Source organism: Bacillus sp. FS02 (genome assembly GCF_024398395.1).
Taxonomy (GTDB): Bacteria; Bacillota; Bacilli; order Bacillales; family Bacillaceae; genus Bacillus; species Bacillus altitudinis.
In genome coordinates this window covers 2646617-2669753 of sequence record NZ_CP074101.1, presented here as the reverse complement: position 1 = coordinate 2669753, position 23137 = coordinate 2646617, and the positions used below count along the sequence as shown (strand labels likewise).

At 42.7% G+C, this 23137-nt stretch carries 22 protein-coding genes and 1 pseudogene; 5 read left to right on the top strand and 18 right to left on the bottom strand.

From position 1 onward, the window contains the following. Window positions 1-21: 21 nt before the first annotated feature. The 4 genes and pseudogenes from KFQ09_RS13480 to KFQ09_RS13465 all read left to right on the top strand — a co-directional run bounded on the left by KFQ09_RS13480 (window position 22) and on the right by KFQ09_RS13465 (window position 4050). A complete protein-coding gene (locus tag KFQ09_RS13480) occupies window positions 22-1446 on the top strand; it encodes a spore germination protein (RefSeq protein WP_072367964.1) in 1425 nt (474 codons plus the stop codon). Next, a pseudogene (locus tag KFQ09_RS13475) lies at window positions 1433-2526 on the top strand (endospore germination permease). The gene KFQ09_RS13480 and the pseudogene KFQ09_RS13475 overlap by 14 nt, the downstream one beginning before the upstream one ends. Continuing rightward, entirely contained in the window at window positions 2523-3641 is a 1119-nt protein-coding gene (locus KFQ09_RS13470) for a Ger(x)C family spore germination protein (protein WP_255835754.1), read from the top strand. Before KFQ09_RS13475 ends, KFQ09_RS13470 begins: the two are co-directional and overlap by 4 nt. A 40-nt stretch (window positions 3642-3681) precedes the next feature. Continuing rightward, on the top strand, window positions 3682-4050 hold the full coding sequence (locus KFQ09_RS13465) for a hypothetical protein (RefSeq protein ID WP_007500307.1): 369 nt from the start codon (window positions 3682-3684) through the stop codon (window positions 4048-4050). A 42-nt stretch (window positions 4051-4092) separates the two neighbouring features. On the opposite strand, the gene KFQ09_RS13460 is transcribed toward KFQ09_RS13465, so the two are convergent. From KFQ09_RS13460 to KFQ09_RS13430, 7 genes are all read right to left on the bottom strand, one after another. Then, a complete protein-coding gene (locus KFQ09_RS13460; protein ID WP_007500305.1) occupies window positions 4093-4728 on the bottom strand; it encodes a two-component system response regulator LiaR in 636 nt (211 codons plus the stop codon). Beyond that, window positions 4725-5789, bottom strand: coding sequence for a two-component system sensor histidine kinase LiaS (liaS, locus tag KFQ09_RS13455; protein ID WP_007500303.1), 1065 nt, complete (start codon window positions 5787-5789; stop codon window positions 4725-4727). The genes KFQ09_RS13460 and liaS overlap by 4 nt, the downstream gene beginning before the upstream one ends. Beyond that, the gene (gene liaF / locus KFQ09_RS13450) at window positions 5786-6550 is read right to left on the bottom strand and encodes a cell wall-active antibiotics response protein LiaF (protein WP_035389364.1); all 765 of its coding nucleotides are present in this window, start codon (window positions 6548-6550) and stop codon (window positions 5786-5788) included. Before liaF ends, liaS begins: the two co-directional genes overlap by 4 nt. Before the next feature lie 30 nt (window positions 6551-6580). Then, window positions 6581-7450 (bottom strand): LiaG family protein, encoded by an 870-nt coding sequence (locus KFQ09_RS13445; protein ID WP_046527522.1) that lies wholly within the window; start codon window positions 7448-7450, stop codon window positions 6581-6583. Between the two features lie 111 nt (window positions 7451-7561). Next, window positions 7562-8227, bottom strand: a complete 666-nt coding sequence (gene liaH, locus KFQ09_RS13440) for a stress responsive protein LiaH (protein ID WP_017359269.1) — start codon at window positions 8225-8227, stop codon at window positions 7562-7564. Between the two features lie 15 nt (window positions 8228-8242). Further along, on the bottom strand, window positions 8243-8638 hold the full coding sequence (locus KFQ09_RS13435) for a hypothetical protein (RefSeq protein WP_050826601.1): 396 nt from the start codon (window positions 8636-8638) through the stop codon (window positions 8243-8245). 165 nt (window positions 8639-8803) lie between these two features. Beyond that, window positions 8804-9373 carry a cob(I)yrinic acid a,c-diamide adenosyltransferase gene (locus KFQ09_RS13430; RefSeq protein WP_025207953.1) on the bottom strand — a complete coding sequence of 190 codons (570 nt, stop codon included), beginning with the start codon at window positions 9371-9373 and terminating at the stop codon, window positions 8804-8806. 189 nt (window positions 9374-9562) lie between these two features. Here KFQ09_RS13430 and KFQ09_RS13425 point away from each other — a divergent pair, with 189 nt between their 5' ends. Then, the gene (locus tag KFQ09_RS13425) at window positions 9563-10309 is read left to right on the top strand and encodes an SDR family NAD(P)-dependent oxidoreductase (protein WP_056702701.1); all 747 of its coding nucleotides are present in this window, start codon (window positions 9563-9565) and stop codon (window positions 10307-10309) included. Window positions 10310-10543: 234 nt separating this feature from the next. Here the strand turns inward: KFQ09_RS13425 and pdxA are convergent, their stop codons facing one another. From pdxA to KFQ09_RS13370, 11 genes are all read right to left on the bottom strand, one after another. Continuing rightward, complete coding sequence (gene pdxA / locus KFQ09_RS13420) at window positions 10544-11548, bottom strand: 4-hydroxythreonine-4-phosphate dehydrogenase PdxA (protein WP_074041903.1); 1005 nt, start codon at window positions 11546-11548, stop codon at window positions 10544-10546. After that, the gene (locus KFQ09_RS13415; protein ID WP_074041902.1) at window positions 11524-12870 is read right to left on the bottom strand and encodes a four-carbon acid sugar kinase family protein; all 1347 of its coding nucleotides are present in this window, start codon (window positions 12868-12870) and stop codon (window positions 11524-11526) included. Before KFQ09_RS13415 ends, pdxA begins: the two co-directional genes overlap by 25 nt. Window positions 12871-12895: 25 nt before the next feature. Beyond that, window positions 12896-14449 carry a sigma-54-dependent Fis family transcriptional regulator gene (locus KFQ09_RS13410; RefSeq protein WP_255835753.1) on the bottom strand — a complete coding sequence of 518 codons (1554 nt, stop codon included), beginning with the start codon at window positions 14447-14449 and terminating at the stop codon, window positions 12896-12898. Further along, a complete protein-coding gene (locus KFQ09_RS13405; RefSeq protein WP_255835752.1) occupies window positions 14419-14679 on the bottom strand; it encodes a hypothetical protein in 261 nt (86 codons plus the stop codon). The genes KFQ09_RS13410 and KFQ09_RS13405 overlap by 31 nt, the downstream gene beginning before the upstream one ends. 146 nt (window positions 14680-14825) lie before the next feature. Further along, window positions 14826-16001: a sialidase family protein gene (locus KFQ09_RS13400; protein WP_046527679.1), complete on the bottom strand. Its 1176-nt coding sequence runs from the start codon at window positions 15999-16001 to the stop codon at window positions 14826-14828. Continuing rightward, the gene (locus KFQ09_RS13395) at window positions 16001-17404 is read right to left on the bottom strand and encodes a sodium:solute symporter family protein (RefSeq protein WP_008347100.1); all 1404 of its coding nucleotides are present in this window, start codon (window positions 17402-17404) and stop codon (window positions 16001-16003) included. The genes KFQ09_RS13400 and KFQ09_RS13395 overlap by 1 nt, the downstream gene beginning before the upstream one ends. Window positions 17405-17475: 71 nt before the next feature. Further along, a complete protein-coding gene (locus tag KFQ09_RS13390) occupies window positions 17476-18648 on the bottom strand; it encodes an iron-containing alcohol dehydrogenase (RefSeq protein WP_017359261.1) in 1173 nt (390 codons plus the stop codon). Window positions 18649-18652: 4 nt separating this feature from the next. Next, entirely contained in the window at window positions 18653-19555 is a 903-nt protein-coding gene (gene dapA / locus KFQ09_RS13385) for a 4-hydroxy-tetrahydrodipicolinate synthase (protein ID WP_035701352.1), read from the bottom strand. A gap of 179 nt (window positions 19556-19734) precedes the next feature. Then, window positions 19735-21027: a heme ABC transporter ATP-binding protein gene (locus KFQ09_RS13380; protein WP_099496741.1), complete on the bottom strand. Its 1293-nt coding sequence runs from the start codon at window positions 21025-21027 to the stop codon at window positions 19735-19737. Further along, entirely contained in the window at window positions 21024-22082 is a 1059-nt protein-coding gene (locus tag KFQ09_RS13375) for a FecCD family ABC transporter permease (protein ID WP_052320875.1), read from the bottom strand. The genes KFQ09_RS13380 and KFQ09_RS13375 overlap by 4 nt, the downstream gene beginning before the upstream one ends. Next, window positions 22048-22998, bottom strand: a complete 951-nt coding sequence (locus KFQ09_RS13370) for an ABC transporter substrate-binding protein (protein ID WP_052320874.1) — start codon at window positions 22996-22998, stop codon at window positions 22048-22050. The genes KFQ09_RS13375 and KFQ09_RS13370 overlap by 35 nt, the downstream gene beginning before the upstream one ends. Window positions 22999-23137: the final 139 nt, after the last annotated feature.

Below are 23137 nucleotides of genomic sequence, written 5' to 3'. Positions count from 1 at the left end.
AAATTGAGGTGGGTGATCCATTTGAATCAAACTCCATTGAAAGAGCACTTATACGATAATCTCTCTGTCATTCTCCCTCAGTTAAAGGACATGGATGATTTGATCCATGAGAAAAAAACATTGCCTCATGGACAGGTTGTCTACTATTTATACATTAAAGAAATGAACGAAGCGATGCAGATTCAAACCTTCTTAAAGCTGCTATTGCAAGATCATGCCTCTCTAACAAAAGAGAAGCTAGAATCCAATTTATCGATGATGACTACCCGTACGGTAAAAACCTCTGAAGAACTAGTAGATGCTATTTTTCAAGGACATTGTGTCGTACTGATTAATGGATTTCAGCACGCTTATATTTTAGAAACGCACGGAACGAAGAAACGCAGTTTAGGAGATGCTACGTCTGAAACCGTCGCAAGGGGGCCAAAAATTGGCTTCATTGAAGATATCAACACGAACTTAGCTCTCGTCAGACAACGTTTGAAAAACCCTGATCTCAAAACAGTTGACATGAAGATCGGCGAAAAGAAATACACCCAAGTATCGATCATGTACATTGACGGGATCGTTGAGCCCTCTGTTTTAAAAGAGGTAAAAAAGCGTCTCAAACAAGTCACCATTGATGATATTCAAGACTCAGGCGTTCTTGAGGAGCTCATTGAAGACAATGTGTATTCTCCTTTTCCGCAAATTCAAAACACAGAACGGCCTGATAAAGTCGCATCTGCTTTAAACAATGGGCGCGTCGCCATCTTTGTCGATCATTCGCCTTTTATCTTAATTGTGCCTGCTTCCCTCGCGACGATTATGCAGTCACCTGATGATTATTATGAAAGATGGATCGCCGCTTCTCTTATTCGTTTGCTACGTTTTACGTCCATCTTTCTCACATTGTTTTTATCAGCCATTTATATTGCCCTTGTGTCCTTCCATCAAGGTCTTTTGCCCACAACTTTAGCTATTTCCATCTCAAGCACACGAGAGAATGTCCCATTTCCTCCTATTGTGGAAGCACTCATCATGGAAATGACCATTGAGCTGCTGCGAGAGGCTGGGTTAAGGCTGCCTAATCCACTTGGACAAACAATCGGACTTGTGGGCGGAGTTGTCATTGGACAGGCAGCCGTACAAGCACATATTGTCAGCTCCATTATGGTCATTATTGTCAGCGTCATTGCACTTGCATCCTTTACCTTTCCTCAATATGGGATGGGGATGTCATTTCGTGTCCTTCGCTTTGTGTCCATGTTTACTGCAGCTACATTCGGTTTATATGGACTTGTCCTGTTTATGCTCGTCTTACTCACTCATTTGACAAGACAAAAAAGCTTTGGCACCCCATATTTTTCACCAGATTTTGTGTTCAGTTATAAAAATGAGGACAATTCCATCATCAGATTGCCTTTGAAAAATCAAAAGAAAGGGGAACGACATGGTCAATCATAAAGAGTCGATCACAAGCTATCAGGCAAGTGCCATTATCGCCAATACCACGCTAGGCGCAAGTATGATGATTCTGCCAAGATCAATGGCTCAAGCTGCGCCTACACCTGACGGCTGGATTGCACTCTTACTCATGAGTGTGATATACATTGTGTTCATTTTTGTCAATGTGCTCATGATGAAAAAGGTCTCCTTTTCTTCCTACTATGACTATACAAAAGAAGGACTTGGGAAATGGATTGGCTCACTTGCCAACCTGTTGATTATTATTTACTTTCTCGGCGTTGCCAGCTATGAAGTACGAGCCATGTCTGAGATGGTGAAATTCTTTCTACTTCAAAACACACCTGTAGCCGTGACGATGATCAGCTTTATTTTGGTTGGTTTTTATCTTGTGATTGGGGGATTGGTGATTTTGCCCGGCTATGTCCTTTTTTTCTGATTGTCACACTCATCATCTTATTTGTGGCCTTCGGACTTAGTGTACAAGAGTTTGAGCTGGATAACCTCCGACCAGTTTTAGGAGAGGGCTTCTCCCCTGTCTTCAATTCCTTTAATGCTTCGGCCATTTCGTTTGTCGGTATTGAAATGATGCTCTTTATGCCTGCCTATATGAAGACGCAAAAACACACCTTTGCATACGGAACCATCGGCTTTTTGATTCCTGCGATCATCTATATTTTCACCTATATTCTTGTGGTTGGTGCGCTCACGGTGAAAGAAACGGCGACTCTGACGTGGCCGACCATTGCCTTATTTCAATCATTTGATATTCAGGGGATTTTTATTGAACGGATTGAATCCTTTTTGCTGATTGTTTGGCTTGTCCAGCTTTATACGAGCTTTGTAGGATATACGTTTTTTGCTACGATAGGAGTCATCAAATTGACTAAATTCCCTAAAAAAATCGCGCTCGCCTTGATGGGCATTGTGATCTTCTTTGCCGCTCTTTTCCCAAAAGATGTTGATACGGTCCGAGACTATTTAACCTACGTAAACAACTTGTTCTTTCTTCTATTTGGTATACTCCCGTTTCTTTTATTTATCATCGTATTTTTCAAAAGGAGGCGGAAAACAGCATGAAAAAGAAAGCGGTTCTTGCGCTCTTCTCACTGATTCTATTATGCGGGTGCTGGGATAGTACAAATATCGAGGAGCTCAACATGGCAATTGGATTTGCTGTAGATAAAGGAGATGGCGGACATAAATTGAAGCTGTCTATGCAGGTGCTCGTTCCGCAAAAAATTGAGCAAGAATCAAGCGTGAAAGATCCGACGAAGATTATTGAAACAAGCGGTGATTCCATACACCAAATTTTTCGTACGACGGCCCTAAAAACACACCGCATTTTTGCTCAGCAGCTGAGGGTTTATTTGTTTTCTCAAGACCTTATCAATGAAAATAATTTCGATTTGGTCATCAATCAATTCATTCGGGACAATGAAACACGAAGAGGAAGCCTTGTCTTTATGGCCTCTGAGAAGCCTGGAGATATGCTGAAAATCAATGACGACGGGCAGCCTGCCGCTTCCACCTTATACGATATTTCTTCGAATACAAAAACGACCATTCGTATGTTCAAGCCCGTTTCCTTAGGAGATATTTCTTCTGCCATGCAAAACAACGTATCTTTTGCCATTCCGAAAGTCAGTGTCAGTCAGGGCAAATTAATGCTGGATGGTGCCTCGATTATTCAGAACAAACGATTTCTCACCAACATCTCTCCTTTAGCGGTGCAGTCCTACAACCTGCTGACTGGAGATGCAACAGGCGGAGTGATTGAATTCCAATATGAACATAGCATTTATTCTTTTGAGATCTTTAAAATCAAACACAACATTGACACCCATAAAACAGCCAGTGGCAAATATGAATTTGATGTGTCAGTGGAGCTTGATGGAAGATTGTCTGAGGATTGGAATGAACGGGAAAATTCATTTAATGAAAAATACCTCCAAGAAATTGAGAAAGTCGTGGCACATCGACTTGAGGAAAATGTAAAAGATTTTATCGGGGAATTACAGCATGAGATCAAAGCAGATATTTGTGGATTTTATCAAAAAGCGAGTATTGCCTATCCGAAGGAATTCCGAAAAGAAGCAAAACATTGGGATGACATTTTTAGTGAATCGGATATTCGTTACAAGGTAAATGTGAAAATCCGTGACTTCGGGACTAAGGGCGCAACACAATCCTGATAGAGTATGTTAAAATGGTAAGAAAAAAAGGGTGTCAATCATGAAACGAGCTTTACTTTCGGCCGGCATTCTATTTTTGATTCTAGGAATACTTCTGTTAGTCGTGGTATTCATGCAATCAAAAGAAGATTTCTTCATTGAAGCCGACAGCTTTTCAAGCACATTTTTGATCGTGATTTATTATGGACAAACCCCTGCGCTCCTTCTGATTGGAGGCGGTTTATTTGTTGGACTTTCACAGATCATTGATTTGCAAGAGAAAAAAGCGGCAGTGGCAAAGGAAAGCGTCAAACTGCTTTCCGAGATGAAGAAAACCCTGGAAGACAAATCGGCCGAGGAGCAGGAGGCTTTTCCAGTTCCTGAGCTCCATCAACTATCCGAACGTCCAATCACAGGACAGAAGGACTAATTTTGCGCATGTTCCAGCAGCTTTCATTTGAAAGCTGTTTTTTTATTGAATCAGCTTATGGCGATGTGCATACACGGCTGCTTGTGTGCGGTCTTCTACATCAAGCTTGGAAAGAATGTTGGTAATATGCGTCTTGACTGTTTTGATGGTAATAAACAATTCCTCAGCAATGACCTTATTCGATTTCCCATCGGCAATCAGCTTTAATATTTCCATTTCTCTTGCGGTTAACGAATCGTGTAAAATGGACCCATTTGATGAATGGCGGAGTTTGTTCATGACCTTTCCAGCTACTTTTGATTCAAGTCTTGGTTCGCCGATACTCGCAGACCTGATGGCATCAGCAATTTCTCCTGCTTTCGATGTTTTTAAAAGATAGCTTAAAGCACCAGCCTCAATCACTGGATACACTTTATCATCATCAATAAAGCTCGTCAGTACAATAATCCGGGCATCCTCTATTTCCTGACAAATTCTTTTCGTTGCTTCGATGCCATCCATGCCTTCCATGACAAGGTCCATTAAAATCACGTCTGGCTTTAATTCAACCGCTAGTTCTACACCTTTTTGTCCATCTGACGCTTCACCGATGACTTCAATATCCGCCTGTGCCTCTAAAAAAGCAGCAAGACCCATTCTCACCATTTCGTGATCGTCAATTAAAAGCACTCGAATCATCGAACGTTCTCTCCTTTTCCTTCATCAAAAATGGGAACCTTCACATCAATTTGTGTGCCTTTTCCCTCAAATGACATAATCTCTGCGACACCGCCTACTTCACTTGTTCTTTCTCGTATCGATTCAAGTCCGTAGGAAGCAGTCTTCACATGATCTGTTTGAAAACCAATCCCGTTATCAATTATTTTCAGCTGAACTTGACGGTTTCGAATGAGCAGACGCACTGTCACCTTTGTCGCCTTTGCATGCCTAAACACATTGGAAAGGGCTTCTTGCACAATTCGGAACAGATGGTCCTCCACCCCTTTAGACAGCGGAGCATCATCTTCTATTTCCCAATCAATATCAATTGGCTGCTTTGCCTGAAATTCATTGAGTAGCTCAATCAAGCCTTTTTTCAAGTCTTTTCCTTCAAGGGTGATCGGTCTTAAATGCAGAAGGAGTGCACGCATCTCATTTTGTGCATCGCCAGCCATTCGTTCCACAAGACGCATTTGCTTTAAAATCTTTTCATCCTTTTCCTTCATCCCTTCAAGAATCGCAGACGTCATCATCGAAATGGCGAATAGCTGCTGGCTGACTGCATCATGCAGCTCACGCGCTAGACGCTGACGCTCTTCTGAGACAACCGATTTTTTCATTTGAACCTGCCATTCAGCTCGCTCATTTGAGAGCTTTTGTAAGGAGGCTACTTGCCCTTCCACTCGTTTCGCCATTTCATTTAATTGATCTGCCGCCAAACCAATTTCATCATCACCTAGAGAAGGCAGTCTATAGGCAAAATTCCCATTTTCAAACTTCAAAATCGACTCTACAAGCTGATCCAGCCGCTTCTTATGCTGATAGCCAAACACATGCCCCGCTGATACACCAATGGCGAGACTAATAATGAGCAAAATACAAAAAAACGGGATGCCGAACCACCGCGTAGACAGCAAAATCATGGGATCAAGCTGATAATAAAAAAACATCGGGAGTGTCGTCATGATGACAACACCAAGCGAGATACCGACTGCAAGACGAACAGATTGCCACTGGATGCCTAAATGCAGTTTCCTCATAAGTACCTCACATCCACATCCCCAATCAGGAGAGAAATGGAGATTTTCACTTTTCGCTTGCTCTCATCATAATCATTTGTCATGACATACACTTTACTGCCGAACCCACTTCTTTTTTCATCAATGATTTTCATATCACCAATTGCAGCCGAAGCACTCACACATACTTCAATATCCTGAGGTACATAAATATCGACATCTCCAATGAGCCCACTAATGACGATCGTGCTCTCTTCCTCAGCAATAATCGCCTTTGATAAGTCGATTTTGACATCGCCAATAAAACCTGAAATGGTCAAATCACTTAATTGAAATGGTTTTTTCATCAGCCTGACTTCACCGATAAAGAAATCATGTTCTTTGCGCGGCTTTGCCTGGCTTTTTGTTTTCTTCTGATCGCCCTCTTTTTCAAGATTGACTTTCAGTGAAGGCTTTCCATCGTCTGATGAATCCTTTTTATCGACATCAAAAACAGGTTTGTTTTTCAATAAACGATAGCCCGCATAGATCAAAAAGGCAGCAAATAAATACCCAGTCAAACTAAACGTGATATTTAGTAGAAATTTCAAGAAGAGAAAGCCTGCAAAAATATAGGAAACCGAACCGAGCCAACGTTTAGATCGAGAGTGCAGCCAATAACCAAATAGAGCAAAAAACACTGGCCAAAATAGGTCTGCCCCAATCCCAATAATTTTGAGAAAAAGATTAATACCAAAAATCACCACAATGATGCCTAAAATTTGATTTCTAGAAAAACGCAGTTGACTCGCCTCCTTCCTTTTTTCGTTTGTTTACCGCAATTTTAAGTTTCCGCTTGTCATCTCAATATCGACTAAGTGTGTCCCTTTCCCATGCGTGCCTGTAAAACCTCGGCCTTCACTATCCGCTTGGTCAAAATCATACGAATGATCAATACGTCCACTCGTTTTTTTCACTTGAACTTTGAAATCTCCCTCATCTGGCAAGTTCAATTTCGCACTGCCTGATGTCATGTGAAAGTCGACTGGTGAATCAATTGTATCAAAGCTTGCTGTCAGCCTGCCGCTTGTCATGCCTAATTGCAGCTTTCCTTTTACATCTTGAATATCAGCACGACCAGAAGTGGCACCAATATCACTTTCCTTCGCATCAATATGAGACACTGAAAGTCTGCCAGAAGTCGCTTTGATTTCCACACGATTTGCTGAGAAGTTCTCAGCTGTGAGGTTTCCGCTCGTTGATTTGAGCGTCACATCTTGAAGAGACAGCTTTCCTTCGCCATTTACTTCGCTCACGCCGATTCCACCTGTTATTTTCACATCTTTATGATAATCTGTTGGAATTTTGACTAAGAGTTCTCCTTTTTCAAATGCAGAGAAAAACAAAAATCCTTTATTTTCAGCACGGACTTTGAATGTTCCGCCTGTTTGTTCAGCATACATTTTCCCTTTTCCATTCACAACCATCACAGAAATATCCGAACGATCTTCCGGCTCCACCTTGATGCGAAATCCAGAAAGAGAGATATCTAATTGTTCAACCTCATCCTTTTTCGCTGAAGCTGTTGTGACCGCTTTATCACGAGAAAAGCTCAAATGAAAGAGATCTCCATTTTTGAAAAGCATCCCAATCATCAAAAAAACACCAACAAGTATACAAATTAGACCAATGAACCGTTTCATTTATATCATCCCTTTATCCTTTGACCTTTTTATTATAAGGAAAAGCGAAACAGAAAGAAATCAAATAACGGAAGAAAAATCCTGTTTTTCTTCCGTTTTGACACATTTCCATTAGTTTGCCGGCTGTTTCTCAAGCTGCTTTGATCGTTGAAGCTTTTGCCATTCCTTTTCAACCTCATCAGCGTAATCAAGATGAGCATATGCACCCTGATCAGCAAATTGTGCATAGCTGCCCGCTTTTGTCTCCATTTCCTCTATACGGTTCTCCATGCGTAGAAATTCTTTATAAGCACTTTCACTATCAACTTTATTCATAGATTCATTCATATGCTGCTTTGCCTGTGCGGCATTGGCTCTTGCAATCAGCGCTTGCTTCTTGTCTTTAACATCACGCAGCTTTGTTTCTAGATGCTGCAACTGTTCTTTCAGCTCTTTCAGCTGTTTAACAGATTGCTGATAGGCATCTTGATATTCATTGTGCTTTTCTTCAAAATACTTCATTTCAGTCAGTGCTTTCCGTGCAAGTTCTTCTTCTCCTGCATGAAACGCCAGCTCCGCCTGTTTCTTTCGCTTATCAGCAAATGCTTCTGTCTCTTCTGCTTTTCTCAAGAAACCTTGCTGAATGGTTTGCTGTTTGATAATCGCATGTTTCGCTTTGGCAATATCGTCCTCCATATCACGAACATATTGATTCAGCATGACACGCGGATTCTCCAATTTATCTAAACCTTCATTGACTGTTGCAACAAACATATCACGTACTCTTCTTAATACCATTTCATATTCCTCCCTTTATTTTTTCTTTAAAAAGTCTTCCCATTCTTGATCAAATGTCGTGTGCATGGGTTCTTCCATGTTCGGTGCCGTGTTTGGCTCCATATATGTTGTTCTGCCGGATGATTCCTTAGCAGATTCACCATTGATCATCTTCCAGCCAAAGTAGAGAAGTACTCCAGCAAATGCGATTCCGAGTAAAAATGGCAGCGACTGTGCGACGAGCAATACACCGATAATAGTGAGTATGACCCCTGTTGTTTTACTGCCTTTATCATATTTTTTGACACCTACATAAATGAGCCACGCCCCAATCAAAGTCGGGATCAGCCCGCCCAATGAACCACCAAAGAAGATGGATAAACCGATGAACATCAGGATTGAACCGATGATGGTTTTACTTGTGATTTTCATCTTCATGCCTCCTTTCTTGCTCCTTGCTTTAACTATAGTCAAAAAAGGAAGCCGGCAAAACGTGTCGTAGATTGATCTTTGGTTGCGACCAGAGTCGTAACATGGCTCAGACTGAACGGTTGAATCTATAGAAAAAGCACTCTTCGACTAGAAGAGTGCTTTTCCTCATTTAGAACGAAACACGTCTGCACTTCGTTCATATTCAACATCCGCTTCACCAAGCCGATGATTCACAATACGGGCGGCAGCAAATAAATAATCGGATAGACGGTTCACATATGTGAGCGTAACTGCTGGAATTTCCTCCTGCTTTGCGAGTGTCACAATATGCCGCTCGGCTCTCCTGACGACTGTTCGCGCTACATGTAAGAGGGCAGCACCTTCCTGGCCGCCAGGTAAAATAAATTTAGTCAGCGGCGCGGCTTCTTCTACATACACGTCCATTCGCTTTTCAAGGACTGTGACAGATTCTTCTTTTAACTTGCCTTCTTTCGGTGGTTTCACCGCTGCTAAATCACCGCCGCAGTCAAACAGTTCATGCTGAATGACCATCAGCTCAGATAGAATATCTTGAAACAATTCGCCATGCTGCCTTAAGTTTGCATGGGCTAGTCCAATCAAACTATTCGCCTCATCTAATGTACCGTACGCTTCTACTCTTGCGTCATCTTTATCAGCCCGCCCGCCAATCAAGCCTGTTTGACCTTGATCTCCGGTTTTTGTATAAAGTTTCATTGAGGTTCCCCCTTATCCATTGCTTGTTCCTTTTAGTATACCCTGAAGTGGAAAAGATGTATTTGTTTTATTATGAAACACTTTTATTCAAAACCTCTTCATTTCCACTTTATATGTTGAATGATGAAACATCACATTTTATAATAAATGAAAGCGCTTTTTAATTATGACAGATGGGTGGGATGATAGATGATTTTACAAAACAAAGTAGCAATCATTACAGGTGCAAGCAGAGGGATTGGCCGCGCCATTGCGGAGGCATTTGTCTCTGAAGGAGCTAAAGTGGTGCTGAACGGAACGAATGAAGTGCTATTGCAAGACGTTTGCTCCTCTCTGAATAAGGAAGAGACACGCGCTGTTTCTGTCGCTGGTGATGCTAGTTTACCAGCGACAGCTACCTCCCTCGTTGAGAAGGCAAAAAACCATTTTGGACAGATTGATATATTGGTCAACAATGCTGGGATCAATTTACGGAAATCAACAGTCGATACATCTGTTGATGAATGGAAAAGACTAATTGATATTAATTTGACGGGTACGTTTCTCATGTGTCAAGCAGTCATTCCTGACATGATCAAACAGCAAGGCGGGAAGATTGTCAACATGAGTTCAACTACTGGCAAAACCCCTCATCACAATGCATCACCCGCTTACGGCGTTTCAAAGGCAGGTATCAATTACTTAACGATGCATCTTGCCAAAGAATTAGCAGCACACCACATTCATGTAAATGCTGTCTGTCCTGGGCCAATTGAGACAGACATGAGCAAACAGTGGAGTGATGAATACCGTAGATCTGTTTTAGAAAGAATTCCTCTGAAAACAATTGGAACACCGCAGCAAGTCGCAAACGCCGTTACCTTTTTAGCCTCTGATCAGTCAGATTTCATCACAGGAGAAACCATCAATATGAATGGCGGAACGTATATGAACTAAATAAAGAGCCTCCATAGGAAGGCTCTCAGATTGTTGACAAAGGGTTAAAATGAACTTTATTTTAACCCTTTGTCTTCTTTTCAGCGTGATAGAAAACCTTTGCAGCCCTAGGAAGGACGAGCATCGGCGCGGAGCGAATTTGACATTCGTGAGCACCGAAGCGCAGGACTGACACCGAATGCGAGGGTTTGTCTACACGCTGAGAGCCTCCATTGGAAGGCTCTTTCTCTTTTACTATCGGTTCTCTCTCGTACCAGAAAGCATGATTGCCTGCCGAATGGCTTCTTCCATACTCGCAGAATCAGCCTTTCCTGTTCCTGCAATATCAAATGCCGTCCCATGATCGACACTTGTACGGATTATAGGCAATCCAACTGTAATGTTCACGCCTGATTCTAAGCCAAGCACCTTGATTGGTCCATGCCCTTGATCATGATACATCGCCACAACGATATCAAAGTCGCCTCTTGTCGCCCTAAAGAACAGTGTATCAGCTGGTAGCGGGCCAAATACTTGAACCCCTTCATCCTGTGCTCGTTCTACCGCTGGAATGATCTTCTCCTCTTCTTCTCCGTTTCCAAACAGACCATTCTCCCCGGCATGCGGATTAATCCCGCACACAGCAATTCTAGGTGCAGGGATACCAGATCGAACGAGGGTATCATGAGCCAGTTTAATCGTTGTGTATACACGCTCAGGATTGATTTTTAAGATGGCATCCATTAATCCGATATGTGTCGTCACATGCACCACTTTTAAATTAGGAGCTGCCAGCATCATGGCATAATCGTTCGTACCTGTCAGGTCAGCTAAAATTTCTGTATGCCCTGGATACATATGACCAGCCTTATGAAGTGCTTCCTTGTTTAACGGTGCTGTACAAATGCCGTCAATTCTACGGTCATTCGCAAGTGTAATGGCTTTTTCAAGATATCGAAAAGCGGCATTCCCTGCTTCTTTTGAAATCTCTCCTACTGGAATATCGCTTGTTAATAGATGAAGATCAAGACAAGGAACGGCACCAGATTTTACTTGTTCCGCTTCCTCCGGTTCTTTAATACTGACGATCTCCACATCTGTATTCACAAAATCTTTCGCCCTATTTAATATATGGGTGTCTCCAATGACAAATAGAACGGCTTCTTCATGTAAACGGCTTTGCTGGAAGGCTTTTAAAATAATTTCAGGACCAACCCCAGAAGCATCTCCCATCGTTACAGCAATGATTGGTTTTGCCATTCGTCTACCCCCTCTATGTTTTTCAACACTTCAACCGCATGGAGCACAGAATCTTTTTGACCATATGCCCCTGCTTTTGTGACCGCATATACACTCGTATCAACGAGCCGCCCAAGCGGGATGCCGGGTTCAATTTCTTTCAACAGCTGAATCCCGCCTGCTCCAAGCTCATGGCATATCGCACGCGCCGTATCTCCACCAGTTAAAAAAAGGCGTTTTACCCCTGTTAATTCAACAATGTCTTTTGTGATCTTACCAAGACAGACAGATAAGGTACTTCCTACTTCTTGTCTTGTCATACCATTCGCTTCACCGTATGCCAACATCTGTTCAACCATTTCTGGCCTTGCGTCTGTATAAAGGAGAATATCTTCATCCTGACGCATGAGCAGCTGATCCATGACTGATTTCCTTTCCCATGCTTCACGGCCGTTTAATACATTCAACGGGTTCACTTTCACCTCGAGACAATCGTGCTTTTCTCTTAAAAAAGCAAACTGCTCATTTGTTTTTTGAGAAGCACTTCCTGAAACGATGAGAACAGATTCATGCTTTTTTGCATGAGAAAGATTGCGGTGTTTCGCAACATAGGATGATAATGCGCCAGCGAGTCCAGCTGACCCGACCCAAAGCACTCTTTGATTGATCTTCATAAACAAATCAACGATCTGTGTTAAATCATGGTTCGTTTCTGCATCACACACAAACCATTGATGACCATGTTTTAATAAAGATGAAACGTCATGACTCGTTTCGTTTAGCTCTGAATAGATCGCTTGCTGCGAAAGATGTTTTGGCTTGATGTTTGTCTGCTCGTCAATTAAGTCTGAAATACTGGATGTCAGGACAGGCGTTTTTGGGTCCTTCGCTGCTTCTGATAGATGAACAGGCACACCCTCCACATAATGAATCCCATAGGCCGTAGATCTATTCGCATCGGGGTAAGCAGGGGCAATGACTGCCGCATCAAACCGGCCAAGATCCATTAGTGCCTGAAGCTCTATTCCTATATTTCCTCTTAACGTTGAATCTATTTTTTTAAAGAAAAGGTGTGAATCCCCTTGTAGAAACGGCTGAACCATTTGACTGACCTCATTATACGCTCTTTCAGAAGACATACTTCGCGAGTCTGTATCGACAATCAGTACATCTTCCTCCTTGTACCGGCTCATATCCTCAAATGACGGCTGGAACAGCACAGAGGCTTTTAAACCGGCCTTCACAAATTGAACACCTGTATCACTTGCGCCTGTTAAATCATCAGCCACAATGATCACCTTTTGCTCTAAGTTCGCTCCTTTTTTTAATAGATCGTTTGTCATTTAGACACCTCGGTCTCATTGCATATTATTCCTTTAACTTTCTCCACAGCGTCGTGCGGTTAATATTCAGCCGCTTTGCTGCTTTTGATTGATTCATATTTTCTTCTTCCAGTACCGTCCGAATGATTCGTCTTTCAATCTCGTCAAGCGTGCCATGTAAATAGCTGGACAGCTGTTTTTCTTCATTCTCAAAAGCAAGTTGCTCAATTGCCGGCTTTGCTTTACTCAACGTGATATATCCACTTTTTGTTGTCAGCACCAGTTCCTCCATAATCCGCTTGAACTGCCGGACATTTTCTCTAAATCGCTCGTTTTGAAAGGCGGCAATCACATCTGCTGACAGCCCAACAACCTGCGTCCCATAAAGAGAATTTAATTCAGCTATAAATAACCGGCTCATGTCCTCAATATCTTCTGCCCGTTCAGATAACGGCGGGACATGAATGACGAGCTCCTGCAAACACGTATATAGGTCTTCATGAAACGCCCCAGATTGCATCAATTTGAACAAATCAACTGTAGATGCAGCCAGCCAGCGAATGTTCTGCTGATGATGAATAAGCTGCTCGGCCATAATGGGCTGCATAGCCATTGGGACACGATCAATATCCTTCAGAAAGATCGTCCCTTTTTGATGCACCGGAATTATGTTTACATCATCTAATTCAGTCAAACGGCTGCAATGCACCGTCATAAAGCTCTCATTTTTCCTCTCGCTCATTTGGTGAATAGCAAAAGCAAGGCTTGATTTACCAGTTCCTTGTTCACCATAGAGACAAATCGATCGATCTGTTTGGCTGAACGCCTTTGCCCTTTTAATCACATCTTTCATATTTGAACTCTGCTCAGTAAAAAGAGCAAATGGATGTGCTGAATGAACAGGTGCAGCCAGCGTCCATATACGCTGCCCCTCCCTATTAATCACAACAGAAGGCTTCTCAATCGTCAAAAGCAGCTCACCTTTAGATAATAAGCTTCCTTTGACATGCCACACTTGCTGCTGAAAGGAGATTTGAGAATATCCATTTTGTTTTCCTTCTCGAACTGCTTTTACTGCTGGTTCAAGCGCCGGGCACCAATCCATCACATCAACATGAGACGTAAACGGTGCAAATAACCCTTTTTCTGTCCATTCTTTCATTTGCTGATTGATAAAATAAAGCTGATTGTGCTGATCAATGATCAGCATCCCTTTTGACTCTTGGTCAATCATTTCACGAAAGAGGCGCTGCTCAGCTGTCGCCTCTTTATATAAACGGTACATTTGTTTTGCTTGATGAAACGCTTCTTTGACAGATTCACGTCCTGAGGTAATGAGCATGCTTTGCATCCCCAACTCCTTGGCCGCTTTATCTGTAATCACATCACCCAGTACAACCTGTGTCCCTTGCTCCTGTAACTGCTGTAAAAGATCCCACACTTCTTCCTCTTGCTGTATTGTATAAATATCAATTTTGATCCCGTATAACTCTCCGATGGTGCGTACACCTTGTGTAATATTTTCAAATCCAACTACTGCTTTTTCCCCTTGGTAATCTTTAATCAGCGTCAGGGCACGAAGCAAGTCGTAGCCTGACACAGGGATATCCACCACTGGAATGTTGACGTGTTTTTGAATAAGCGCAGCTGTCCCCCGCGGCTCATAATAATATCCATTCCTTGAGCCTCGGCCTGTTCTGCCAGTGCAACACCAGACCTAAGATCTCCGACTTCAAGCTGGAATGTGATGCTTTTTTCGTCTTTGGCAAGGTCGGTTAATACATCGCCTAATCCTTTATACGGCGCAATACCTAATACTTTTATATTCATGAAAAGGACCCCCATTTTTTATCTCTTCATCGTGAGACATACGTTGAGGGAGTCCAAATGTTAGCAAATTGAGACAACCCTCCAAACATCAATTATAAATGAAGAAAATGAGGGTTACAATTCACGGAAACACTGATCCCTTGCGGTTAAGACGTGTGATGAGTCCATTCTTCTTTCACACACACATACTTGATGGCCTGCCGGTAAAAAGTAAACGCAATGTGCAGACTCCCATCTTTTCCTTCTATGATGGATGGATAGGAATATTCTCGATTCAATTTGTCCTTTGAGTTGTTTGTCATGGCGTAGCCATCACCAATTTCAAGGTTACGTCTGACGGGCCATGTCGCACCATCATCCGTCGAGATGGCAAGTGTCATTGGCGCACGAGGTGTTCCCCAAAAGGCTGGACGTGCCTCTGTATCAATGGCCGTGCGTGTATCGCCTTCATCCTCAATTTCATCATATAAGGACGCCCTTCTTTCTGTTTGATCATCCGCATTGATATGGTTATACACGAGGGCAAGATGACCATTATGGAGCACCGTAAATTGAATGGATGAGTTATTGTTTGGCAGCTCTGTTGCTTTTGGCTCAGACCATGTCCGTCCATGATCCACTGAACGGCTCATATAAATCGAATCAGCAAACCGGCTTCTAAAGAGAGCAAGCAGGGAACCATCCGCACATTTTCCGATATTCATATGAACACAGCCAGTACTGTTGGGCACAGTGACCTCTTCCCAGGTCTTCCCTTGATCTGAGGAAATCTTCACAGCACTGACATCACGGTTTCCTGTCCATTTTACGCCAGGAATCGTTTTACAATAGAACACCGGAAGGAGCCAATCATCATTATCCAATACAACAATAGGCTGTCGTATAAACGTCCCCGGCTGATCAAATAAAGTACCAATCTCTCCCCAAGTCTCTCCTCTATCCTCCGATAAACGATATCTCACAAGAGCTGTATCTTGATTGCCAGAAAGTTGTGCTGTATAAAGCAGCCACAGCCTGCCATCTTTCTCTTGAAAAAGAACTGGATTTTGTTCAGATCTTGTAGAATCATCAGACAGCTTCACAGCCTTCGTCCATTGATTACTTCCTTGCTTGAGCCTTGACATATAGATAGAGATATCAGGAATTCCTTCTTGCGTACCGCCAAACCATACACACAGCAAATCTCCATTATCCAGTTCGATGAGATTAGCCGCATGGTTTTGCACGCAATCTGTTGGTAAAAAGGCTTCTTTTCTAGCTGCGTCTTGTTCATTTTGTCGCAATTTTCCATCTATTTTGATCATGATGTCTTCATTTGTCATCATAATTCTCCTTTCAGTGATTGATCCTTTTTAGCTGGCGGGCTGATCCATCGATCCATCACCAGAACTAGGAAAGGAATGATAATGGCCACATACATATTATCGATTCCAAATGGATTATCGAGTAAATACCACACCGTCGTGGCGATGCCTGAAGCGGCAAGACCAATGGTTGCTCCTCTATTTGAATTAAAGTATGGCAAGTAAAAGCCCATTGCTGCTACAACTGCAATCGATGTTCGAAGTGCTCGTGTAAAAAAGGAAAGTGACAGCAACTCTGGTGCAAGTGCGACCCCCACAAGCGGCACAATCCCAACCATGACAGCTACATACCGAGTCACCTTCATACGCTGCTCTGGTGATGGTTTCTTTTTCGGTACATAAAAGTCATCAATAATCAACGTGGTTGTAGCAAGTGCAACCGTCGAGACACCAACAAAAATGGATGCGACAAGCGATGTTGCCACAATAGCGCTCAAAATCGGATTCATATGCTGTAAAAAGACAGGGAAAGCATAAATAGGGTCAATGTCTGGATACAAATAACGGGCTGAGACACCGATGATCCCGATCGCAATGGCAAGCGGCAAACAAAGGAGTGCTGCATACAGAGTCGATTTTTTCGCTTCTCGCTCACTTTTCGACGAGGTGATCGCTTGAATGATAAACTGCGTCGCAAAAATGGCCCCCATGTTTCCTATAAACCAAGCTCCAATCGTTCCCCAACCGATGGTCCCATCCCATGTAAAGAAATGGTCGGGTAATGTTTGTTTCATTGGCTCAAAGCCTTTTGTTAAATAAAGGGCTACCCCTAGTGTAATTAAAATCCCCGCATACTTCACAATTGAATGAAGGATCGTGACCCATGCAACCCCCTTCATTCCTCCGAAAGTAAAATAAAATGTACTCACAACCGCCGTGATGATGGCACAGGTCATTAAAGGAAGGCCAAGAATAGATGCAATGGCAGCTGAACCACTTAAATAGTTTCCTAGATTCACTAAGAGCAGGGCTGCAATCATAATGACAGAGACAACAAGCTTTGTTGATTTTCCAAATTTTTGATCGATAATACCTGAAATCGTGTATTGTCCTGTTCGATAAAACTTTCCCACTAAGAAAAAGGAAAAAATAAAAAAGGCAATAGCAACTGTGATAACAGACCATGAAGCGGAAAGCCCGTGTGTAAAAGCAGATTCAGCTGTTCCGACAGTTGACTTCGTCCCAATGAATTCACTCATTAACAAAATACCGACCACAATAGCTGGAAGTGACTTAGCGGCATTGTTAAATTCTGAGTTAGACTTACTACGGAAACGCATCGTCAGCCAGGTCGTAAACAGAATATAGAGAATAATGACGATTAAAATAAATGTGATGACAGAACTACTTAAGACATTCACTTAAAATCCCCCTTTGTGTGCAAGCCGTATGAAGCAACTTCTCATGTCCCATCCCAGTGACGTATGAAGTGTTAAACGTGGAGCAGTTTCATGTAGATCTGTTCAATATCAGAGACAGACATCGGCTTCGGGTTGTTATCCATTAATCTCTTCACCTCCGAAGCAGCTTCAGCAAGTGCCGGCACATCTTCTTTTGACACGCCGAAGGCTTTGAGTTGTTGAGGAATGTGTAAATCCGCTGTCCACTCTTCTACTTGACGAATCACTTGCTCTGCAAGCGTATGCTTTGAGCCTTTCTCTTCGATCCCTATCACTCTAGCAATATCTTCAAGACGATCTTTGATATGGTCTGCATTAAACGCCGTGACATGAGGAAGCAGCATGGAATTAGCGACACCGTGTGAAATTTTGAATTTCCCCCCTAACGGATAAGCCATTGCATGAACAGCAGCGGTTCCGGCACTTGTGAGCGCCATCCCGCCATACATGGCACCAACCAGCATATCTTCCCTTGCTGTCATATTATCCCCGTGATGATAGGCCTCCTGAATACTTCCTGAAATGAGCCTCATCGATTCGAGTGCAAACATATCACTAAATGGATTGGCTTTATTTGAAATATACGATTCAAGCGCATGCGTAAACGCATCCATCCCTGTAGCTGCGGTAATGGCTTTTGGCAATTTGAGTGTCAGTGCGGGATCTAAGATCACAAGATCAGGCAAAAGGTATGGGCTGACCATGCCAATTTTTAATTCTTTTTCCGGAAAGGTAACAATCGCGTTTGGTGTCACTTCTGATCCCGTACCTGAGGTTGTTGGAATGAGAATCGTTGGAACTCCTCTTTTTTTAACAAGGTTCGTGCCAACGAGATCAGAAATTGGCTGATCATTCGTCTTTAGAACAGCTAATATTTTGGCCGCATCCAGCACACTCCCGCCACCAATCCCAATAATGGCTTCATGCTCCCCTTTTAAAAATGTCTGGAATACGTCCTCGATATTTTCTTCCGTTGGTTCAGGCTTAATCTCTGTGCTGATCTCACTCGCAATCCCTTTTTTCGCAAGTTCTGTTTTGATTTGATCTGCGTAACCAAGAGATACGATGGATGGCTGCGTTAAAATAAAAATCGATCTCAATTTGCTAAGTCCTAATAGCTCTAGTTTCTCCCCAAGGAGCTCTAGAGAGTGGGCGCCAGAAACAATGTGTGATGCCGTTTGAAAGTGATAATGTGATATTGTCATCTCTTCACGACTCCTTTGCTGCTTTTGCTTGTATCCGATAATTCTCCATCATGTTCATCACAGCTTCTAAAGCCTCGCCGGATAATGCTTTGACCGGGCTTTTTGGCGGACCTACAGGAATCCCTGAAAGTTCAGCTGCTTTTTTCAAAGGTGCTGGTAACGTTCCTAATGTGAATGTCGCTCTTAACGGCTGCAGCTGCTGCTGACATTGCTCACTTTGGTCAAGATTTCCTTGCTGAAACGATTCATAAATGCCAACGACGGTTTTGGGAAGCACATTTGCCGTTGCCGCCACTGCACCTGTTCCGCCTAGCTTCAATGTCTCTAAAATGAGGGAATCCGTTCCTGCAAGCACGACAAACTCTTCATCCTTTGTGACATCGAGATACGCTTTGATATTGGCAATATCTCCACTACTGTCTTTAATACCTAACACATTCGGTAGGACGCTGAGCCTTGCAACCGTCTCTGGCGCAAGTGACACACCTGTTCTTGATGGAATGTTATAAAGTAAAATGGGGATGGTCACATTCTCTGAAATATGACGAAAATGCTCATACAGCTCCTCTTGTGATGGCGCAACAAAATAAGGGGTGATAACCGACAAGACATCTACGCCTAAATCTGCGAACTTGTTTGACAGCTTAATGGTTGCCTTAGTGCTATTCTCACCTGCTCCCATGTATACAGGCACCCTGCCGCCCGCAGCCTTTACAACAGTTTCAGCAATTTGAAGCTTTTCTTCCTCTGAAAACAAATGAAATTCGCCGTTTGTCCCTAAAGCAAAGATGCCGTGCACACCTGAGTCGATTAAATGATCAATAAGTTGCTTTGTCACTTCTGGATGAAAATGCTCTTCTTCTGTAAGCGGTGTCAAAATAGCTGGAATGATTCCTTGAATGTTCAAATGATCCTCCCCTTCCGATTGTTGCATTTTTAAACAATTAATTATTGAAACGCTTTCATTATTCTTATTATAAAAGCAATATGATTTATTTAGCAACATATTTTTCGTTTTTTTCAAATATTCAGTGGATGACATAAGTAGATGTTGATGTTTTCAACAAAAAAAGTGAACCAGCCGGTTCACTTTTTTATAGCATTCAATGTATGAAGAAGATGCTTCACTTTCAGTCTGACTCTTTCATGTAAATGAGCAGTATGCTCCTTTTCTTCTGCATTGGCAGCAGCGATACAAAGATGATGCACCTGGATACTTGTCTCTTGTTTAATGAAGTGCGTCAGCTCGCCCATCAGCTGGACAGACGCACCATCTGATATCGTTCCTTTCAGCACAAGCCAAACGGACAGCTCTCCTTCTTGATGCATCCCATAAAGAAGGACATCTTCATCATCATCATCATCTTCAGCGGCGTATTGCTTCGGCCCATCAGATTGACCAAGAAATAAGTACCCTTCCTCATCATCCAGCATGTCATGGAGTGCTTCAGTTCCCGTTCCAAGGGAGCGTGTCCAAAAGAAACCCCCGCTTTTCTCATGTGATGAAAGGATGCGCAATGGCTGATGAGTAGAAAATGTCATTCCGTTTGTGCCATATGTTTTCCACCCATCCGCTAAGTTCAGCCTTGAATGTTCAGAGATGGACGCAGGTTCAATTACCAGCTGAGGGTTTGCCCGCAGTGGATGTTGGAGAGGTGTTACATCTGTTTCATACACCCGGTTCACCCGTTCGGTGGTCAACACATGATGCGGTTCTCCCAGCATGTCCGTCTTTCCTTCATTCAGCAAAAGCAGGCGGTTACAATACAAACTGGCAATGTTCACATCATGAAACACACCGATTACCGTTAAGTTAGAGGAAGCGGTCTCTTGTTTAATCAAATCGAGTAACTCTTTTTGATAAGCTAAATCAAGAAAACTCGTTGGTTCATCCAGCAATAAATAGTCAGGGCACTGAGCCAGCGCTTGGGCTAAGTAAACCCGCTGCTGTTCTCCACCGCTTAACTCATGGATGGATTGATCCTTAAATTGAGCAATATCTGTTTGGTCCATCACCTTGCTGACAATCTCGATATCTTCTTTTGTAACAGATTGTAGCCACCCTTTCTGATAAGGATAACGCCCAAACTGGACCGTTTCTTTCACTGTAAATGAAAAGGCTTGATCGGTCTTCTGGGGAAGAACCGCCAATTTTTGCGCAAGTGCCTTTGGCCGGTAGGATTGAACTGGATGGCCATCTAGTGTTACTTGGCCGCTCTCAGGTGCTAAAATACCTGCGATCATTTTAAGCAGTGTCGTCTTACCGCTCCCATTTGGACCAAGGATGCCGAGGAATTCCCCTCGCTCCACTTCAAAACTCACGCCGTGAATGACCTCTTTTTCTCCATATCCTCCTCTAACTTCCTTCACTTGAATCATAGATGCGTCCCTCCTCTATATCTGCGAATGAGGATGATGCCAAAGACAGGTGCACCAATTAACGCTGTAATGATGCCAATAGGCAATTCAGTCGGTTCAATGATCGTACGGGAGAGCACATCTGCTAAAACGAGAAAGGAAGCACCATTCAGCATCGACAAAGGCAGCAAATGACGATGATCCGTAATGGATAAAAGACGGATAAAATGCGGAATCACCAGTCCTACAAATCCGATCGTTCCTGACACAGCCACCGCACTTCCAGTCAGAATCGAACCAGCAAGCAACACCACATATTTGCTCCGTTTCACATGAACCCCTAACAGTTTTGCCTTTTCTTCGCCATATGTCATCACATTTAAATCTCTTCCCATCAAGATCAATGCAAATGTACCAATGAGGAAAAAAGGAAGGAAAAGAGCAATATATCGCCAGCCTCTCATAGACACACTGCCTAGAAGCCAATGAATAATCTCTTTTAAATCATCACCTGTTAACGCAATCATTAATGAAATGAGCGCTCCTAAAAAAGAGCTAAAGATGACCCCCGTCAAAATTAAAGAAGAAATGCTCATTCCTCGGTGAACCAGACGGGCAAAAAAGAGGACGAGACATAGTGTGACAAGCGCTGTTGTCATACTCAAAAAAGGCAGTGTAAAACTGCCGAGCAAAGGAAACTGCAAACTGAAAAACAATGTGGCTACAGCCCCCACAGATGCCCCTTGAGATACCCCAAGTGTATAAGGGTCAGCGAGAGGATTTTTTAATAAACCTTGAAAGGCTGCACCAGATAACGCCAGAGCTGCTCCGACTAACGCCGCTAATATCACTCTCGGCAGCCGGATATTCATCATAATATTGCGGTCAATTGCATCAATGGTTCCGGCCTGAATTCCAAATACTTCATGAACAAAGATCCGAAGTATAGAAGGAATGGGAATCCCTAAACTGCCAAATGAGATTCCCATTCCAATGCTCACCACAAGAAGTAAAACACTTGCTGTGTATGCGATGATGATTTTATTTGAACGTGTCAGGATAGATGCTTTTCGCAAGAGCCTCCACTCCTTCAACCAATCGCGGTCCCGGTCGTGATGCCAGATCCGTATTCAATTGAAAGACTTGTTTTTCTTTGACTGCTTTGATCGCCTTCCAGCCGTCTCTTTTTTTCAGATCATCTAAGCTTGCGCCATCAATCGTAACAATAGCATCAGGATTTCGTTTAATAATTGATTCTTCCGTCATTTGCACCCAGCCTGTTTGGTCGCCAGCAGCATTTTTTGCATGAATGACAGACAACATTTCGTCCATAAACGTTTGTTTACCTGTTGTATAAATTTCAGGCGCACCTGATACTTCGACAAAAACTGTTTTTTGTTTGTCTTTGGAGATGGATTCTGCTTGTTTTTTAATGTCATTCAGTTTTGATTTCATCTCATCTACAAGCTTCGTTGATGCCTCTTTTACGCCAGCTGCTTCACCAATCATATTAATAGACTTATACACATCTTTGAAGGAAGCTGCATCATTAACAGTCAGCACTTGAATACCTGCATCTTCAAGCTGTTTAAATCCGTCTTTTGAACTCATTTGTGATGCATGTGCTAAGACAAGATCAGGCTTTAAGGAAATAACCTTCTCTACATTGAAATCAAGACCGCCAATCTTCTCGACCTTTTCTACTTCCTTTGGATAGTTGTCAAAGTCTGATCTACCAACGATTTTATCTCCAAGACCAAGGGCATAGGCAACCTCTGTATTACTTGGAATTAACGAAACAATTCGTTTAGGCTGTTCTTTGATTTCAACTGTTTTACCAGCTGCATCTTTGATGGATACAGGAAATGCCGCAGCCGCTGTCTCTTTAGGCTTTGAACTGTTTGTTTTTTGGTCCGTTTCCGCACCTTCACACCCTGCTAAAACACCGATCACAAGTAACAATGATAGCCAAATACCAGTTAACTTCTTCATCAATAAACCCCCTGCTTTATGTACTGCTTGACGTCATCTCTTTCGTCAATTCTTTTCTAATTTCGGGAATATTATACTACAGTGCAGATTGGTTGTATATGTGACGGCCAATACGTTTTTTTGCCCTTATAAAAGAAAA

Excerpts from the sequence above, each read along its gene's own strand:
- KFQ09_RS13470 (WP_255835754.1), top strand. The coding sequence starts at position 2,523 with ATGAAAAAGAAAGCGGTTCTTGCGCTCTTCTCACTGATTCTATTATGC.
- KFQ09_RS13465 (WP_007500307.1), top strand. The coding sequence starts at position 3,682 with ATGAAACGAGCTTTACTTTCGGCCGGCATTCTATTTTTGATTCTAGGA.
- KFQ09_RS13460 (WP_007500305.1), bottom strand. The coding sequence starts at position 4,728 with ATGATTCGAGTGCTTTTAATTGACGATCACGAAATGGTGAGAATGGGT.
- liaS (WP_007500303.1), bottom strand. The coding sequence starts at position 5,789 with ATGAGGAAACTGCATTTAGGCATCCAGTGGCAATCTGTTCGTCTTGCA.
- KFQ09_RS13445 (WP_046527522.1), bottom strand. The coding sequence starts at position 7,450 with ATGAAACGGTTCATTGGTCTAATTTGTATACTTGTTGGTGTTTTTTTG.
- liaH (WP_017359269.1), bottom strand. The coding sequence starts at position 8,227 with ATGGTATTAAGAAGAGTACGTGATATGTTTGTTGCAACAGTCAATGAA.
- KFQ09_RS13435 (WP_050826601.1), bottom strand. The coding sequence starts at position 8,638 with ATGAAAATCACAAGTAAAACCATCATCGGTTCAATCCTGATGTTCATC.
- KFQ09_RS13430 (WP_025207953.1), bottom strand. The coding sequence starts at position 9,373 with ATGAAACTTTATACAAAAACCGGAGATCAAGGTCAAACAGGCTTGATT.
- KFQ09_RS13425 (WP_056702701.1), top strand. The coding sequence starts at position 9,563 with ATGATTTTACAAAACAAAGTAGCAATCATTACAGGTGCAAGCAGAGGG.
- pdxA (WP_074041903.1), bottom strand. The coding sequence starts at position 11,548 with ATGGCAAAACCAATCATTGCTGTAACGATGGGAGATGCTTCTGGGGTT.
- KFQ09_RS13415 (WP_074041902.1), bottom strand. The coding sequence starts at position 12,870 with ATGACAAACGATCTATTAAAAAAAGGAGCGAACTTAGAGCAAAAGGTG.
- KFQ09_RS13405 (WP_255835752.1), bottom strand. The coding sequence starts at position 14,679 with ATGAATATAAAAGTATTAGGTATTGCGCCGTATAAAGGATTAGGCGAT.
- KFQ09_RS13400 (WP_046527679.1), bottom strand. The coding sequence starts at position 16,001 with ATGACAAATGAAGACATCATGATCAAAATAGATGGAAAATTGCGACAA.
- KFQ09_RS13390 (WP_017359261.1), bottom strand. The coding sequence starts at position 18,648 with ATGACAATATCACATTATCACTTTCAAACGGCATCACACATTGTTTCT.
- KFQ09_RS13380 (WP_099496741.1), bottom strand. The coding sequence starts at position 21,027 with ATGATTCAAGTGAAGGAAGTTAGAGGAGGATATGGAGAAAAAGAGGTC.
- KFQ09_RS13370 (WP_052320874.1), bottom strand. The coding sequence starts at position 22,998 with ATGAAGAAGTTAACTGGTATTTGGCTATCATTGTTACTTGTGATCGGT.